General features: G+C 69.3%; 17 protein-coding genes. 4 read left to right on the plus strand and 13 right to left on the minus strand.

All coding sequences use genetic code 11. The annotated features are described in order from the left end of the window. Positions 1 to 31: 31 nt before the first annotated feature. Positions 32 to 1261 carry a helix-turn-helix domain-containing protein gene (locus BLT23_RS34635; protein WP_281248935.1) on the minus strand — a complete coding sequence of 410 codons (1230 nt, stop codon included), beginning with the start codon at positions 1259 to 1261 and terminating at the stop codon, positions 32 to 34. A gap of 495 nt (positions 1262 to 1756) precedes the next feature. On the opposite strand from BLT23_RS34635, the gene BLT23_RS41125 reads away from it, so the two are divergent. Beyond that, positions 1757 to 1915: a hypothetical protein gene (locus tag BLT23_RS41125; RefSeq protein WP_176947062.1), complete on the plus strand. Its 159-nt coding sequence runs from the start codon at positions 1757 to 1759 to the stop codon at positions 1913 to 1915. Here BLT23_RS41125 and BLT23_RS34645 read toward each other — a convergent pair. Further along, positions 1912 to 2412, minus strand: coding sequence for a GAF domain-containing protein (locus tag BLT23_RS34645; protein ID WP_090057917.1), 501 nt, complete (start codon positions 2410 to 2412; stop codon positions 1912 to 1914). The two genes, BLT23_RS41125 and BLT23_RS34645, sit on opposite strands and share 4 nt — an antisense overlap. A gap of 72 nt (positions 2413 to 2484) precedes the next feature. On the opposite strand from BLT23_RS34645, the gene BLT23_RS34650 reads away from it, so the two are divergent. Beyond that, positions 2485 to 4296 (plus strand): S9 family peptidase, encoded by a 1812-nt coding sequence (locus BLT23_RS34650; RefSeq protein WP_218133971.1) that lies wholly within the window; start codon positions 2485 to 2487, stop codon positions 4294 to 4296. Positions 4297 to 4349: 53 nt separating this feature from the next. Here the strand turns inward: BLT23_RS34650 and BLT23_RS34655 are convergent, their stop codons facing one another. The 4 genes from BLT23_RS34655 to BLT23_RS34670 form a co-directional block, all read right to left on the minus strand. Beyond that, a complete protein-coding gene (locus tag BLT23_RS34655; protein ID WP_090057921.1) occupies positions 4350 to 4799 on the minus strand; it encodes a hypothetical protein in 450 nt (149 codons plus the stop codon). A 224-nt stretch (positions 4800 to 5023) separates the two neighbouring features. Continuing rightward, the gene (locus BLT23_RS34660; RefSeq protein WP_090057924.1) at positions 5024 to 5500 is read right to left on the minus strand and encodes a Dps family protein; all 477 of its coding nucleotides are present in this window, start codon (positions 5498 to 5500) and stop codon (positions 5024 to 5026) included. Positions 5501 to 5515: 15 nt separating this feature from the next. Then, a complete protein-coding gene (locus tag BLT23_RS34665) occupies positions 5516 to 5938 on the minus strand; it encodes an organic hydroperoxide resistance protein (RefSeq protein WP_090057929.1) in 423 nt (140 codons plus the stop codon). A 105-nt stretch (positions 5939 to 6043) separates the two neighbouring features. Beyond that, positions 6044 to 6607: an NADPH-dependent FMN reductase gene (locus BLT23_RS34670; protein WP_090057934.1), complete on the minus strand. Its 564-nt coding sequence runs from the start codon at positions 6605 to 6607 to the stop codon at positions 6044 to 6046. A gap of 65 nt (positions 6608 to 6672) precedes the next feature. Between BLT23_RS34670 and BLT23_RS34675 the strand changes: the two genes are divergently transcribed. Further along, the gene (locus BLT23_RS34675) at positions 6673 to 7725 is read left to right on the plus strand and encodes an alpha/beta hydrolase (RefSeq protein WP_090057939.1); all 1053 of its coding nucleotides are present in this window, start codon (positions 6673 to 6675) and stop codon (positions 7723 to 7725) included. Here the strand turns inward: BLT23_RS34675 and BLT23_RS34680 are convergent. Genes BLT23_RS34680 through BLT23_RS34695 form a run of 4 tightly spaced genes read right to left on the minus strand, consistent with a single transcriptional unit; the run spans position 7701 to position 12245 of the window. Further along, entirely contained in the window at positions 7701 to 8876 is a 1176-nt protein-coding gene (locus BLT23_RS34680; protein ID WP_090057943.1) for an MFS transporter, read from the minus strand. The genes BLT23_RS34675 and BLT23_RS34680 overlap by 25 nt on opposite strands. Then, entirely contained in the window at positions 8873 to 10063 is a 1191-nt protein-coding gene (locus tag BLT23_RS34685; protein ID WP_090057948.1) for an MFS transporter, read from the minus strand. Before BLT23_RS34685 ends, BLT23_RS34680 begins: the two co-directional genes overlap by 4 nt. A 38-nt stretch (positions 10064 to 10101) precedes the next feature. Then, positions 10102 to 11508 (minus strand): gluconokinase, encoded by a 1407-nt coding sequence (locus BLT23_RS34690; RefSeq protein WP_090057951.1) that lies wholly within the window; start codon positions 11506 to 11508, stop codon positions 10102 to 10104. Next, the gene (locus BLT23_RS34695) at positions 11505 to 12245 is read right to left on the minus strand and encodes a class I SAM-dependent methyltransferase (protein WP_090057956.1); all 741 of its coding nucleotides are present in this window, start codon (positions 12243 to 12245) and stop codon (positions 11505 to 11507) included. Before BLT23_RS34695 ends, BLT23_RS34690 begins: the two co-directional genes overlap by 4 nt. 257 nt (positions 12246 to 12502) lie before the next feature. On the opposite strand from BLT23_RS34695, the gene BLT23_RS34700 reads away from it, so the two are divergent. Beyond that, positions 12503 to 13390, plus strand: a complete 888-nt coding sequence (locus tag BLT23_RS34700) for a nitroreductase/quinone reductase family protein (protein ID WP_090057961.1) — start codon at positions 12503 to 12505, stop codon at positions 13388 to 13390. A gap of 183 nt (positions 13391 to 13573) precedes the next feature. Here the strand turns inward: BLT23_RS34700 and BLT23_RS34705 are convergent, their stop codons facing one another. The 3 genes from BLT23_RS34705 to BLT23_RS34715 all read right to left on the minus strand — a co-directional run bounded on the left by BLT23_RS34705 (position 13574) and on the right by BLT23_RS34715 (position 16466). Next, a complete protein-coding gene (locus BLT23_RS34705) occupies positions 13574 to 14026 on the minus strand; it encodes a hypothetical protein (protein WP_218133972.1) in 453 nt (150 codons plus the stop codon). Positions 14027 to 14139: 113 nt separating this feature from the next. Continuing rightward, on the minus strand, positions 14140 to 15204 hold the full coding sequence (locus tag BLT23_RS34710; RefSeq protein WP_090057965.1) for an aspartate-semialdehyde dehydrogenase: 1065 nt from the start codon (positions 15202 to 15204) through the stop codon (positions 14140 to 14142). After that, positions 15201 to 16466: an aspartate kinase gene (locus BLT23_RS34715; protein ID WP_090057968.1), complete on the minus strand. Its 1266-nt coding sequence runs from the start codon at positions 16464 to 16466 to the stop codon at positions 15201 to 15203. The genes BLT23_RS34710 and BLT23_RS34715 overlap by 4 nt, the downstream gene beginning before the upstream one ends. Positions 16467 to 16504 lie beyond the last annotated feature (38 nt).

Genomic DNA, 16504 nt, shown 5'->3' on the forward strand with positions numbered 1-16504 from the left:
GGGGTACAACGCGTCCCCCCACCTGATCAGGTCAAGCCGCGATGCCCACTCGCTCACACAGTTCGTGGACGTCCTGCCGCAATCCGGTCGGCGGGTTCCTGCGCAGGCCGAGCAGCATGTCCCGCGCGAACCCGTTGTACTTGATCGTCTCGGGGGCGGTGCGCTCGGAATGGTGGAGCAGCGCCCAGACCGCGTGCCGTTCGCCGCGTTGGTCGTGTGCACGCGCCACCTCGATGAGGTGCCTGGCACGACGCGGCACGGACGCGATGGTGTCCGGGTTGATCTGGTCGGCCGAGCGCAGTGCCTCCGCCGGGCGTCGCAACTCCACACCAAGCGTCGTGGCGTGCGCCGACATCACAGGACGGCTGAACGACGATTGCGTGTGCCGGTAGCCCACCGGGAGTTCCCGAGCGACCCGATCCGCGAGTCCCCATGCTTCCCAGGACTGCCCGTACCTGCCGCGGCGAGCATGCACGTAGGCGACCTCGGCTTGCAACGCGCCCCACATGCCTCGCCAGTCGTCGCCGCTGTGGAGGTAGGGCTCGATTTCCCGGGCACCGAAAGCAGCGACGTCCAGCGCTTCATCCCAGCGGCCGGCGTCACGCAACACCTGGACCTTCGCCCAAGCACCCCCGGCGATCGCAAGCGGGTCATCAGCCTCCATCGCCTCGTGCATCGCCCTGTCGGTGACGAGCCACACCAACTCCGGGGCAGGTTGGTACGCGCAGTAGAAGTCGGCGAGCCGGTACACCCCGGCGAGCACCCGCCGGGCATCTCGACGTTCCTCGCCACGGATCACACGCACTGCGCGCTGAGCATCCCGGATCAGGTCAGGGAGGAGCAGACCCAGCTGTGTGCGGTGATCAGGACTCGCGTGCCGGACCTGCCAAGCCTGCTCAAGACGAACCACGAGATGCGTGACGTCGGGCGGCGGGACCTCGCCCGGCAGGCGGTAGTCAGTCAGCGCGGCCTGCACGGCGGTGAGAGCCATGTGTCGCTCGCCCGCGAACACGGAGACCGGCACGGCGTGGCCGTCTCCGGTGAAGTCAGCGAGGTCCTGCACACCGAGGGCATGCGCGATACGGAGCAGCATCGGCAGGCGTGGCGCTTGCAGACGGCCGTTCTCGACCGCCTTCACCCACTCCGCGCTCCTGTCGACCAGGCCGCCGAGGACTGGGCGTGACATGCCGACGCGTTCACGCGCCGACTTGATGCGCTGCCCGGTCGTGGTGTGCGCAGGATCGGGAAAGTTCGAGGTCACCACAGGTCCACCTCATCGCCGGATGTGCCCTCACCGATGCGCCCTGTGGCCGAACTGGGCTCGCATCCGATGAGGATGTTGAGTTCCAAGGTAGCGCTGAGGGTTTCCCCGGAAGAGATGTGCAGAGCCTTCGCTGAGGAGTCCTGGACCAGGTGGACGACAGAGGCGAAGGTCCTCGACTCGTGAGAAGAACTCCTCACGAACCCACCCGATCGTGTGATGCGTCTCGACACGGGCAGCCGCAGACTTCACCGTGTTTGCAGGACGCAGGGCCATCATCCTGCTCCGAACAATGTCGGCGACGACGGCCCACTAACCCTTACGAGTGAAGGTCGGGCCCGTAAGTCACGGAAGGTAACGGCTGTCTTGATCCAAACGACGAAGGCAGTGGTTCAGCCCTCGTTGAACGACCGGGAGAAGCTTGTGATGGACTCCACCCGCGCTGTAATCCCAGCTCAGAGGCAGTGGATAGGGACAGCGGCCAAGATCGTCGTCGTGTTGCAGGTCGTCGCGATCGTCTACCTGCTCACGTCGGTCTGGGTCGCTGCCGGTGTCGCCGCCGCGATCGTCGTCGTCGCGTTCGCCGTCAGGTCGCTGTCCAGGGCGTCGGAGAAGGTCGACCAGATCTTCGACGAGGAACTGCACCGGCGCTAAGCGCCCGCCGGCCGTTCGCAGCCGAAGAAGCCCCGTGCGGGCAGGCCCTCGGGGAAGCGTTCGAGCGCCTCGCCTGCCGCCAGTGCCAGTGATTCCAGCGTCTGGGTCTCGGCCGGGGTGGCGGTGTGCGGAACGGCCCAGTAGCACCCGATCGCGCCGAGTGGTTCCGGCCGCAGGATCGGAGCCATCACGAGGCTCCGCACGAAAGTCGGGCGGTACGCCTCCTGCGGGATGCGCGCGTCGAACCTGATGTCCCTGATCGCCACCGTCTGCCGGTGGATCATCGCCCAGCCGCTGATGCAGTTCACCGCCGGGAAGCGCTGCCCCTTCCACAACGGGCTCATCGAGTCCTCGTCGGCGTAGTAGCAGAGTTCACCGTCCAGCAGCACCAACGTCGCGCCGTGGGCCGCGAGCGACACACGGGCCGTCGTGCGGACGATCCGTTGCACTTCCTCCAACGTGGTCGCCTCCGCGAGGCGGCCCATCGTTTCGGACATGCGTCAACGTTAAACCCGCGACCGTGGTGCACGGCAACTCATTCCTCCTGGTGAGGACCTAGGGTTGGGGTTGTGACGACGCACCCTTCTCCCACCGTTCCGGAACAGCTCTTCGACGACCCCGCCGCCGAGACCCGGTGGCGCGAGCGGTTCACCGCTCCCCGGATGAGCCTGCCGGGCTGGGCCGACGACGCACCGGACCGCACGCTCTACGTCTCCAACGCGAGCGGCGTCTGGGAGATCTACACCTGGGACCGCGCGACGGGTGAGCACCGCCGCGTCACCGACCGGCCGAACGGCACCTCGCACGGCACGCTGAACCCCGACGGCACCGAGATCTGGTGGTTCGACGACCACGACGGCGACGAGTTCGGCGTCTGGGTGCGTGAGCCGTTCACCCCCGACGGCAGCAAGGCCGAGCCCGCGCTCCCCGGCGTGACGCCCGGCTACCCGGCCGGTCTGGAGATCGGGCCGAACGTCACCGCCGTGGCCGCGTCCACCGACGACGGCACGACGGTGTGGCTGTCCCGCGAGGGCCGGTCCGAGGTGATCTACCAGCACGTCAACGACGCCGGTGTGGCCGCGATGGCGAAGGACGAGTCGCTGGTCGTGATCGCGCACTCCGAGCACGGCGACAACCGGCACATGGCGTTGCGCGTGCTCGACGCCGCCACCGGCGAGAAGGTCGCGGAGAAGTGGGACGGCAAGGGCAAGGGGCTCGACGCCATCTCGTTCAGCCCGGTGCGCGGTGACCAGCGGCTGCTGGTGCTGCACGAGCGCCGAGGCCGCGAGGAGCTGCTGATCTGGGACGTCGCCGCGGACACCGAGACCGAGATCGTCCTCGACCTGCCGGGCGAGGTCGCCGCCGACTGGTACCCGGACGCGTCGGCGTTGCTGATCGTGCACACCCACCACGCCCGCAACACCGTGCACCGCTACGACCTCACAACCGGCGAACTGTCCACTCTGGACACCGCTCCCGGCGTGATCGGCTCGGCGGGCGTGCGGCCGGACGGGACGATCGAGTACTCGTGGTCGTCGGCCGAGAAGTCCACGGTGATCCGCGCGCTGGCCACCGACGGCACGGAGAGCGTGCTGGTCGAGCCGCAGGGCGCGAAGCCGGCGTCGTCGCGCAAGCTGGAGGACGTGTTCGTCGGCGACGTGCACGCGCTCGTCTCCAAGCCCGAGGGCGAGGGTCCGTTCCCGACGGTCTTCCTCATCCACGGCGGCCCGCACTCCTCCGACGAGGACCGCTTCTCCGCCTACCGCGCGGTGTGGCTGGACGCCGGGTTCGCCACGGTGCACGTCAACTACCGCGGTTCCAGCGGCTACGGCTCGAAGTGGCGTGACGCCATCGAGGGCAGGCCGGGCCTGGTCGAGCTGGAGGACATCGCCGCCGTGCACGACTGGGCGGTCTCGTCCGGTCTCACCGACCCCTCGAAGTCCGTGCTGAACGGCGCGTCGTGGGGCGGCTACCTGACGCTGCTCGGCATCGGCACGCAGCCGGACCGCTGGGCCGTCGGCATCGCGGGCGTGCCGGTGGCGGACTACCTCGCCGCCTACGAGGACGAGATGGAGCCGCTGCGCGCGTTCGACCGGGCGCTGTTCGGCGGCTCACCGGAGGAGCTGCCGGAGCTGTACCGGGAGTGCTCGCCGCTCACGTACGTCGACCAGGTCACGGCGCCGGTGCTGATCCTCGCGGGCGAGAACGACCCGCGCTGCCCGATCCGGCAGATCGACAACTACCTCGACGCGCTCGCGGCCCGCGGCCACACCTACGAGATGTACCGCTACGACGCGGGACACGGCTCGCTGGTCGTCGCCGAGACGATCAGGCAGACGGCGGCGGAGATCGACTTCGCCCGCCGCCACCTCGCGAGGTAGTTCCGCGCGTGACAGCGCCGGACCCTCGCGGGTTCCGGCGCTGTCACGGTCGGTCAGCCGGCCCAGACCCTGCCCTCCCCGTAGACGCGGGACGGGCCCCACTCCTTCACGAGCAGGAGGTAATGCTCGTGGTTCTGCACGAGCGCCTCCCAGCAGAAGACCTTGTCGGTGCCGTCCAGCCGGTACCGGACCCGCGGACCGACCCGTTCGTCGATTCCGTCCGCGTCCCACATCTCGACCAGGATTTCCTTGCCTCGCCAGCCGGGGTCGGTGCTCCCCGTGCCGCGCAGCGTCACGCAGGCCCGGCCGGAGGCGGGCGGCGAGAAGTTGCGAGACCTGAGCGTGGTCTCGAAGTCGAACGTGAAGGTGAACGGCAGGGTCGCCGCCCGCACGGTCACCGCGGACGCGGTCCTGTCGGAAGCGGCCACCTCGGAAGCCGAGGCCGCCGGAACCACTGACATCACGGCCGCCGCGGCGACCGCCCCCAGAACAATCTTGTGCACGACTCCTCCTGAATCTTCGAAAAGACACAGGGGTCCCCAGACATCGCGTGACTCACTGCTGCGAACGGCGGCGCGACACCGCGATCCGAACTCATTCCCCCAGGTCCCCCAACCGGAACCATAACGAGATCACTCACGCCCGGCCGGGAATCCGGGGCGAATTCACCCGGTACAGCGACGAAGGCCCGCCCCTCGTGGGGCGGGCCTTTCGTGTCTTCCCGGCGTCAGGCCGACTGCGCCTGCCACATCCAGTGCGACTGCTCCAGCTCCTGCGTGATGCCGATGAGCAGGTCCTGGGTGACCAGGTCGTGCTTGTCGGTCTCCTCGATGCGCGTGCGCATGCGGGCGATGAGCGACGCCAGCGACGTCGTGATCGACTTGACGACCTCGTCCTCCTTGAGCCAGCCGGTCTCGATCTCGGGCACGCCGGACGACGCGGCGATGGTCTTCGCCGTGCCGTTCGGCGTGACGCCGATCGCGGCCGCTCGCTCGGCCACCTGGTCCGCGCCGTTGCGCGCCAGGACGACCAGCTCGTCGAGCTGCAGGTGGACGCTGCGGAAGTTCTTGCCGATCACGTTCCAGTGCGCCTGCTTCCCGATCAGGGACAGGTCGACCAGGTCGACCAGGGTCGCCTGCAGCACGGCTCCGACCGCGTCTCGGTCCTCGTCGGCCAGCGGGCTGGTGATCGGGTACTTGGCCATGGTGAACGCGCCTCCCTACACGGTGACGCTGAGCGCCACCTCGATGTTGCCGCGCGTCGCGTTGGAGTACGGGCAGACCTGGTGGGCCTGCTCGACGAGCTTCTCCGCGACCGCCTGGTCGAGTCCTGGGATCTTCACCGCGAGTTCGACGGCGAGCTGGAAGCCGCCTGCACCGTTGGGTCCGATACCCACCTTGGCGGTTACCTCGGAAGACGCAACTTGAACCTTCCCCGCGCGCGCGACGGCGGCGAGGGCGGAGTTGAAGCACGCCGAGTACCCGGCCGCGAAGAGCTGCTCCGGGTTGGTCGCGTCGCCGCCGGGGCCGCCCATCTCCTTCGGGACCGACAGGACCTCGTCGATCACACCGTCGGACGAGCGCACCTCGCCGTTGCGGCCTTCGCCGTAAGCAGTCGCCTCGGCCGTGTACAGCGTTTCCATTCCGCTCTCCCTGGTGTCGGTGAATGACCTTCACCCAGGAGAACGAATCGTGCGCGATTTAAATGCCCGAGCGTGAGCCAGTTCACGCGTTCGGGTGGGAGACCCCTAGCGCGAGCCCTGGCTCTGGGCGAACTCGACGACCTGGCGGCCGATCGTGCGCAGGTTGCGGTCGACGTCGCTGTCCGAGCAGCCGCCGTCGCCGTCGAACTTGACCTGGGCGGAGTTGATCGCGGCGCCGAGCGGGGTCGGCCAGCCGCGCAGGGCGTGCACGATCGAGCGGACGGCCGCGAGCGTGTTCACCGCGGCCTGCCAGCCGTACGCGGCGGTGATCGTGCCGATGGCGCGGCCGTCGAGGTACGGGCGTTCGTCGTCGCGCAGGTCCTCGATGTAGTCGAGGGCGTTCTTGACCAGGCCGGAGACGGTGCCGTGGTAGCCGGGCGACACGACGATCACGCCGTCGGCCCCGCGCAGGTCCTCGACCATCTTCATCGCGACGTCCGTGCGGTCGGGCACGGACGGGTCGTAGAACGGGAGCACCAGGTCGGGGCCGCTGTACTGGATCGTCCGCGCACCGAGCTCACGCGCGCCCGACAGGGCCACGCGCAGCGCCCGCTCGGACTGCGAGTCGGGCCTGATCGAGCCGCCGATGCCCACCACCGTCACCGTCATGACGCCGATCCTTCCACCTCCAGCTATCTGGAGATCCAGCACTACTCGCGAGTAACCTGCACCACATGTCGAACTTCCAGGCGGCCGTGCTGGCCCGCGCCCTGCGCTTCGCGTTCGGTCTTCCCGGTCCCGTGCGCCGCCTGATCGCCGGCACGCCCATCCGCCTGGACGGCCAGGACCTGCACCCCGAGGCGCAGCTGCTGCTCCGGCTGCAGGAGCTGTCGGGAACGGGCTGGCGCACGAGGACAGCTTCCGAGAGCCGCCTCGACCTGGAGTTGAGTTCGAAGCTCGTGGCGGGCCCGAAGATCACCGGGGTGGGTGCCCGCGACCTCTCGATCGGGGAGTTCGCCGGCCGTCTCTACACGCCGGACGGCCTCGCCCCCGGCTCGGCGCTGCTGATCTTCTACCACGGTGGCGGGTGGGTCACCGGCAGCCTGGACAGCCACGACAACCTGTGCCGGTTCCTCGCCAGGGAGGCGGTCGTGCGGGTGCTGGCCGCCGACTACCGGCTCGCGCCGGAGGCGCCGTTCCCCGCCGCGGCCGACGACGCCGCCGAGGTGCTGCGCTTCGCCGTCGCGAAGGCGGACGAGCTGGGCATCGACCCGAAGCGGATCGCGCTCGGCGGCGACAGCGCGGGTGGCAACCTGGCCGCGGTGACCGCGCACGGCGCCGAGGTCGGCCTCGCGTTCCTGCTGCTCTTCTACCCCGGCGTGGACGCGTCGGTGCGCCGCCGGTCGCGCGAGATCTTCGGCAACGGGTTCTTCCTCACCGACGAGAAGATGGACTGGTTCCTCGACCAGTACACCGCCGGTGGCAAGGACCGGCACGACCCGCGGCTGTCGATCATGCTGGCCGAGGACCTGTCGAACCTGCCGCCGACGTACGTCGCGACCGCGGGCTACGACCCGTTGCGCGACGAGGGCGAGGCGTTCGCCCACCGGCTGGCCGCCGAGGGCGTGCCGGTCGTGCTGCGCAGGCACGAGGGCCTGTTCCACGGCTTCGCGAACGTGCTCGGGGTCGGCGGGATCTTCCGCGAGGCCGTGTCCGAGGCCGTCGGGGCGCTGCGGACCGGCCTCGCGCTGGCGAACTCGGCTCAGGACGTGACCGGGACCGCCTGACGCTGCCGGCTGAACGTCCAGCCCAGACCGGCGATCACGAGCCCGGCGAGCCCGGCGGCGACGAACCCGAGCGGAGGTCCGCTGTTGTCGACGGCGAACCCCGTGAGCGGCTGGCCCACCGCGACACCGAACGTGAACGCCGAGCCTTGCAGGCCGAGCGCGAGACCGCGGGCGGCGGCGGGCGCGTGCCTGCTGATCAGCTCGGTCGACGCGGTGATGGTCGGCGCGCACACGAGGTTCATCGGGACCAGCGCGAGGGCGAGCAGCGCCACGCTGCCGTCCCCGAGGCCGACCGGGATCACCAGCAACGCCATGCAGGTCAGCAGGACCACGCCACCGGGCACCCGCCGCAGGCTGCCGTAGACGAGCCCGCCGAGGGCCGACGCGGCGCACATCACCACGAAGATCAGGCCGAGCCAGCCCTGCTTGCCCGCCTTCTCCAGCGAGGCGATCGCCGCGAGCTCCATGCCGGACAGCACCATCGTCGCCCCGAACGGGATGATCAACGCCGCCAGCACCGGCCCGCGCAGCCACTCCCGCACGCGCGGCTGCGGTCCGGAGACGTCCTCGTCCTCGTGCACCAGCCCCGGGTTCACGATGAACAGCGCGGCGCTCGCCGCCAGGATCGCGACGCCGATCGTGACCAGCGCCGTCCCGGTGGAGAACTTCGTGGCGAGCAGGACGCCCGCCGCGGGTCCGACCATGAAGGACAGCTCGACGGAGATCGAGTCCAGCGAGAACGCCGGGCGTCGTTGCGGCACGGGCACGAGCGCGGTCAGCGCCTGCCGCCCGATCGACATCATCGGCACGGCCACCAGCCCGTTGGCGAACGCCAGCACGAGCAGCACGTAGTAGTCCATCAACGGCGCCGTGACCCAGAACAGTCCTTCGAGGACGCTCAGCGCCAGCACGAACCGCAGGCCCTTGCTGTCGACGAGCTTGCCCATCAACGGCGACCCGAGACCGAGACCGATCATCGTCGCGAAGCCGACCGTCCCGGCGGCCGTGTAGCCCTTGTCGAGCGTGGTGACCACGTGCAGCGTCACGGTGACGCCCGCGGCCGTCGGGGGAATCCGGGCGAAGAGCATGAGCAACATCAGCGACCGGACCCCCGGCAGCGCCAGGACGGTTCTGAAGGGGGTGAGGTTCACGATGCCATCGTCACCCGGCTGGCAACCGGTTTGCGGTGCCGCGCGAGCGCCCAGGCGACCCCCGCGACCACCAGCCCGGTCACCCCCGCGACGGCGAACCCCGCGGAGGCACCGCCGCTGTCGATCGCCACACCGGCGATCGGGGCGCCGATCGCCTTGCCGACGGTGAACGCCGAACCCTGCAGACCGAGCGCGAGACCGCGGGCGGCAGGCGGCGCGAGCCTGCTGATGTGCTCACCGGACGCCGCGATCAGCGGCGCGCACATGAGGTTCATCGGCACGAGGAGCACGCACAGCAGCAGCACGTTGCCGTCGCCCAGACCGACCGGGATCTCCAGCGCCGCGAGGAGCACGAGCAGCACCAGCACGCTGGGCACCCGTCGCAGACTTCCGTAGACCAGACCGCCCACGATGGACGCCGCGCACATCGCGAAGAACACCACGCCGAGCCAGCTCTGCATGCCGATGCGTTCGAGTGACGCGACCGCCGCGACCTCCATGCCCGCCAGACACACGGTCGCTCCCACACACACGACCAGCACACCGAACAGACGCCCGCGCATCCACTCGACGAGCCGCGGCTTGGGTCCGTCCAGTACCTCGTCCTGGTGGACCGTCGGCGGGTTCACCCGGTACAGCAGCACACCCGCTGCCAGGATCGTGAAGCCGATGAACATCAGGGCCGCGTTCGTGGAGAACTTCGTCGCGACGAACACGCCCAGCGCCGGACCGGCCATGAACGACAGCTCGACCGAGATCGAGTCGACCGACAGCGCGACCCGGCGCCTGCTCTCGGGCACCAGCGCGGTGATCACCTGGCGGCCGATCGGCATCATCGGCACGCCCAGCAAACCGACCAGGAACGACGTCACCAGCAACGTCCAGTAGCCCATCAACGGCGCGCCGAGCCAGAACGCGGCCGACGCCGTGACGCTGACGGCCAGCACCGGGCGCAGGCCGCGCTCGTCGATCAGCCTGCCCATCAGCGGCGAGCCCAGCCCCATGCCGATCGTGCCCGCCGCCCCGACCAGCCCCGCCGCGCCGTAGCCCTGGCCGAGCGTGACCGCGACGTGCAGGGTGAGGACCACACCCGTCGCCGCGGGAGGCATCCGCGCGAAGAACATCAACAGCGCCAGCGGACGTACTCGGGGCAGCATCAGGACTTGCCGGAAGGGGGCGAGGTGCACCTCGTCATCCTCGCCCGTCCGGCAAAAGGTTTTACTTGCTAACGATGTGATTCGCCGTACAGGTCTTCCAGCGCCCGGTACGCCCTCACCACGAACGGCCGCGCCTTCGCGTACCTCGCCACGGCGTCCTCGTCCGGCACGATCGTCTGGCTCGGCCGCACGAGGTCGACGGTCAGGCTCGGGATCTCGTCCAGCGCCCGCCACGCCAGCAGCGCCGCGCCGACCGCCGAACCACCGCTGTCCTCGGTGAGGTGCAACGGCATCCCCAACGTGTTCGCGAGCGTCTGCGCCCAGATCGGCGCACGGAACGCACCACCCGTGATCCGCAGCGAGTCGACCCGCGGCACGGCTTCCAGCACCAGCGCCAACTGCTGGCACACGCCTTCCACCAGCGCCTTCGTGATCTGCGGCGGAGTGTGCTCGCGGCGCAGGCCGAGCAGCGCGGCGTGCGTCGTCGGGTCCCACCACGGCGCGCGTTCGCCGAGCAGGTACGGCAGCGCGACGAGCCCGTCGGAGTCGGCGCCCTCCGCCTGCGCGAGCAGGTCACCGACCGGAACGCCGAACGTCTCTGCGGCCCACTGCGCCACCACACCGCCGTTGCTGATCGCGCCGCCGCGGACCCACAGGCCCTCGCCGATCGCGTAGCTGAACGTGCGGCCCTCCTCGTCGACACCCGGCCCCTGCTGCGCCACCCGCAGCGCACCGGACGTGCCGAGCGACACCGCGCCCGCACCCGGCGTGGCGGCACCGACGCCGAGGTTGCCCAGCGGACCGTCACCACCGCCGACGACGACCGGAATCCCGCGCGGCAGCCCGGGGATCTCCGCGGTGAGCGGCATGGCGTGCGTGGTCTCGACGAGCGGCGGCAGCTGGTCGGCCGTCACCCCGGCGAACTCCAGCGACGGCTCGTGCCACCGCGACGTGTGGATGTTCATCAGACCCGTGCCGGAGCCCGACGAGTGCTCGGTGATCAGCTGCCCGGTGAGGTGCAGGTGCACGAAGTCCTTGATCCCGCACCACCTCACGGCGCGCACGCCGTTCTCGTGGAACCACGCGAGCTTCATCAGCGGCGTGAACGAGTGGATCGGCGCACCGGTCGCCTGGTGCAGCGCGCGGCCCTCCGCCGTGCCCCGCAACCGTTCCGTCTGCTCGACCGCGCGGTTGTCGGCCCAGCTCAGCACGTCCGTCACCGGGGAGAGCGACTCGTCCAGCCCCATGATCGAGTGCATGGCACCGGTCAGCGAGATCGCCCGCACGTCCTCCGACGCCAGCTCCCGGATCGCGTCGAACGCCGCGTCGAGCACGTGCCGCGGGTCGTGCGTGGCCTCAAGACCACTGGTGTGCATCGGATAGGCGCGTTCGGTCGAGGCGACGACACGGGCCTGCACGTCGACCGCGACGACCTTGGTCGCCGTCGTGCCGAGGTCCACGGCGAGAACGATCACGACTCACCCCGCACGGCGGTGAAGACGGCGAAGCTGGGCGACTTCCGCAGCGGACCCCAGAACTCCTCGCCGCGATCGTCGTCCGGCGTCACGCACGGCTGCCGCGTCACGTCGAGCAGCCCGGCCCTGTCCAACGCGCCGTCGAACACGCCGCCCTCCCAGAAGAACGAGTCGAAGTCGAACGGCGGGTCACCCAGCACGTGCACGCTGACCGGCTGCTTCACGTCCAGCGGCCCGGTGCGGGTGATCTCGTAGCCGTAGCGCCCGTACTGGGCGAGCAGGTCCCAGTCGGCGTCGGGGTTCGGCACCAGCGCGACGAGCCGGCCGCCGGGAGCGAGGTTGGCCTTCAGGTTGCCGATCATGGCGTCGAGCGCGGCCACGTCCTCCGCGTAGCCGAGCAGCCACACCGCCGTCACCACGTCGAACTCGCCCATCACGGGCAACGACGCCGCGTCGTGCTGCTCGTAGCCGATCCCGCGCGGTTCACGTGCCTCGACGTACCGGGCATACCCGATCATCTCGCCCGCCGAGTCGACACCGGCCACCCGCACCGCGCCGAGGTCGTGGAAGAGCCGTGTGTAGAAACCGGTGCCGCAGCCCACGTCCAGCACGCTCTTCCCGCGCAGGTCACCGACCGCGGAGAGCAGCGTGGCGCGCTCGGCCAGTCCGGTCGGGATGTGTTTGGCACGTTCGTAGATCGCGCCCAGCGCGTCGTACTGCTCGTCGCTCTCCGCCATGCGGCTCAGCCTAGGCGGTGCCGGACGAAACGATGTTGATCCGCACAGGGCTCCGATGGCAGGCTGTTGCCGGGTGGTCTTTGTCCCTGCCATATGCAGAGTGTCCGCGAAAGAGGGCGGACGAGGAGCCGGCCACCTCTCCCCCGCACGATCGACAGACCTCAGACCTACCTTTGTCCGCTGAGGAAGTTCGACGGCGCATTCACTTCTTTCACAGCAGCGCTGTGTTCAGCGCGCGCAGACAAAGGGAATTCCACATGCCAGCCCCTTCCTTCGGCGACTTCCAAAAATGGGTCATCGACGAGTTCCGCGCGAACGCGGGAGTCGTCGGCGATCCTTTCGAGGGCTCGTCCCTGCTACTGCTCACCACCACCGGCGCCCGAACCCGCCGCCGCCACACAACCCCGTTGGGCTACCTCGACATCGACGGCGTCCGCGTGGTCGTCGCCTCCGCCGGCGGCGCGGACCACCACCCGGCCTGGCTGCACAACCTCCGCGCCCACCCGATCGTCACCGTCGAGGTGGGCACCGAGAAGTACCCGGCCGTCGCGTCCGTCATGGAAGACCGCGCCCTGTGGGACGAGGTGGTGCGCCAGGCACCGGGCTACGGCGAGTACCAGCGGAAAACGTCCCGCGTGATCCCGCTGGTGGAACTCCGTCCACTCCCGACCGCCGGTGCCGAGCGCGTGAGCGGACTCGGCGACTTCGTGAAGGAGGCCCACGAGTGGCTCGACACCGAACTGGAAGCCGTCCTCGCGCAGGTCGACGAGCTCATCGCGACCGCGGACACCACCACACCGATGACACTGCCGCCGCGCACGCTCCACGACCAGATGCGCGAACGCTGCCTCGCCTTCTGCGGGGCGCTCGAACAACACCACAACGGCGAGGACCGCGGCGCGTTCCCGATGCTGGCGGCGGAGTTCCCCGCTCTCGCCCCGACGTTGGAGAAGCTCCAAGCCGAGCACGTGGTGGTGGCGGAGACGAACGCGTCCATTCGGGAGCTGGTGGAGGGGTACGTGCCCGGGGTCGCTGATCCGCGCGGGTTGCGGGCTGAGTTGCAGGGGCTTGTGAGCCGTCTCCGCGAGCACTTCGCGTACGAGGAGGCCACGATCCTCGACGCACTGAACGCGATCAACAGGTAAGAGAGAAGGGTCAGGCTCTCCGGCCAGGATGAGCCGAGGCTGCTACTTGAAGCTACTTGCAGCCCACGCTTGAGCGACGAGAACAACCTAAGCTGCGAGAACAGCTCACCGAACGCACTACTTGAAACCTACTTGAAGAGATGAGGCCCTTGCCGTGGAACGGCAAGGGCCTCCTCAAAGTCGTCAGCAGTCGTCCTGTTTCCACACCGCGTCTTCGCGAACCCACGGCTCGCTGCGCTGGTCGATCTCCGGTTTCGCGGCGTAGGTGTAGGTCACCCGAGCAAGGTCGCCGGCCTGCTGGTCGATCTTGAACGTCGAGATCTGCTGCGGCCCCAGGGTCTGCTTCGCCAAGGTGACGAGCTCGATGAAGGACAGGCGCGTCATGCGTTCCTTGCAACGCACCGACAGCATGTCGTACGCCTCGCCTTGGCCGTTGAGGTAGGCATCGGAATAGGCGCGTACCGCCGCCTCGATCTCTGCCGACGGATCGGTGGTGGTCGACGCAGCCACCGGCGCGCTGGTCGGCGAGTTCACCGCTGAACTGGTCGGTGAGTTCGCCACCGGTTGATCACTACCGCAGGCCGTGAGACCACCGAGAACACAGAAGACGGCCACCGCGGGCATGTAACGCATCACGCATGATTATCTATCGCGCCTGATTCGCGTTACTTCGCCCGGAAAGCCGTTCGTGCGCAGATATGAGAAAAGGCCCTTGCCGTGGAACGGCAAGGGCCTCCTCATCTCGCTCGTCAGATGCGCTTCGCGAGCACTTCCGCGATCTCGTAGGTGTTCAGCGCCGCGCCCTTGCGCAGGTTGTCACCGCACACGAAGAAGTCCAGCGTGTTCGGGAAGTCGAGCGCCTGGCGCACGCGGCCCACGTACGTCGGGTCCTCGCCCACGACGGCCGCCGGGGTCGGGAACTTCTTCGCGGCCGGGTCGTCGACGAGGACGATGGTCGGCTGCTCGGCGAAGATCTTGTGCGCCGCCTCGACGGTGACCTCGCGGGCGAAGGTCGCGTGGACGGACAGGGAGTGCGTGGTGACGACCGGGACCCGGACGCACGTCGCGGAGACCTTCAGGTCCGGGATGCCGAGGATCTTGCGGGCCTCGTTGCGGACCTTCAGCTCCTCCGACGACCAGCCGTCGTCCTTGAGCGAACCGGCCCACGGCACCACGTTCAGCACCAGCGGCGCCGGGAACGGGGAGTCCTCCGCGGACAGTCCGGCGGCGGTGAGGGCCTGCGCCACGTCGCCCGCGACGGTGCCCGCCTCCTTGCCGGCGACCGCGGCGATCTCCGCGTACAGGCGGTCGATGCCGGACTGGCCTGCGCCCGAGGCGGCCTGGTAGGACGCGACGACAAGCTCCTTGAGCTCGAACTCGCGGTGCAGGGCGCCCAGTGCCGCCATCATCGACAGGGTCGTGCAGTTCGGGTTCGAGATGATGCCGCGCGGGCGGTTGTCGACCTGGTCGGCGTTGACCTCCGGCACGACCAGCGGCACGTCGGCGTCCATCCGGAACGCGCCGGAGTTGTCGATCGCGATGGCGCCGCGTTCGGCGGCGATCGGGGCCCACTCGGCCGAGATCTCGTCCGGCACGTCGAACATGGCGATGTCGACGCCGTCGAACGCCTCGGGCGAGAGGGCGACCACCGTGAGGTCCTGGCCCCGCACGTTGATCTTCTTGCCCGCCGAGCGCGCGGACGCGATCAGGCGGATCTCGCCCCACGGCACGGAGGAGCGGGTGTTCATGATGTCGATCATCACGGTGCCCACGGCACCGGTCGCGCCCACCAGCGCGAGCACGGGGGCGCTCATCGGCCAGTCCCTGCGTAGACGACGGCCTCTTCCTCGCCACCGAGCTCGAACGCGTCGTGCAGGGCACGGACGGCGTCGTCGAGCTGGGTGTCGCGGCAGATGACCGAGATGCGGATCTCGGAGGTCGAGATGATGTCGATGTTGACGCCGGCCGTGGCCAGCGCCTCGCAGAACAGCGCCGTGACGCCGGGGTGCGAGCGCATGCCCGCGCCGATCAGCGACACCTTGCCGACGTGCTCGTCGTAGATGACCTGGTCGAACCCGATCTCGCCGCGGGCCTTCTCCAGCGCGGCCACCGCGCGCGGACCGTCCACCTTGGCGAGCGTGAACGTGATGTCGGTGCGGCCGGACGCCGCCTGCGAGACGTTCTGCACGACCATGTCGATGTCGAGCTCGGCCTGCGCCACGACCCGGAAGATCCTGGCAGCGATGCCGGGGTGGTCGGGCACGGCCGTCACGGTGATCTTGGCCTCGGACCGGTCGTGCGCGACGCCGGTGATCATCGCCTGTTCCACGGGAAGGTCCTCCACTGAACCGGACACGATGGTTCCGGTCTTGTTGCTGAACGAAGAACGGACGTGCACGGGGACGTTGTAGCGCCGGGCGTACTCCACGCAGCGGAGCATCAGCACCTTGGCGCCGCAGGCGGCCATCTCGAGCATTTCCTCGTACGTGATCGTGTCGAGCTTCTTCGCGTTCGGCACGATCCGCGGGTCGGCGGTGTAGACGCCGTCCACGTCGGTGTAGATCTCGCACACGTCGGCCTTGGTCGCCGCCGCGAGCGCCACCGCGGTGGTGTCGCTGCCGCCGCGGCCGAGCGTGGTGATCTCCTTGGAGTCCTGGGAGACGCCCTGGAAGCCCGCGACGATCGCGATGGCCCCCTCCGACGTCGCGTCCTGGATCCGGCTCGGCGTCACGTCGATGATCCGCGCTTTGCCGTGCACCGACGTCGTGATCACACCGGCCTGCGAGCCCGTGTACGAGCGCGCCTCGGCACCGAGCGAGTGGATCGCCATCGCGAGCAGCGACATCGAGATCCGCTCACCGGAGGTGAGCAGCATGTCGAGCTCACGGGCCGGAGGCACGGGCGAGACCTGGCGTGCGAGGTCGAGCAGCTCATCGGTCGTGTCGCCCATCGCGGACACGACGACCACGACGTCGTTGCCCGCTTTCTTGGTCGCGACGATGCGCTCGGCCACACGTTTGATCCGCTCGGCACTTCCCACCGATGAACCGCCGTACTTCTGGACGACGAGCGCCACCGACCTGACCTCCTTCGCGCGTCCTAAAACCCCACGTC

Source organism: Lentzea fradiae (assembly GCF_900100955.1).
Lineage (GTDB): Bacteria > Actinomycetota > Actinomycetes > Mycobacteriales > Pseudonocardiaceae > Lentzea > Lentzea fradiae.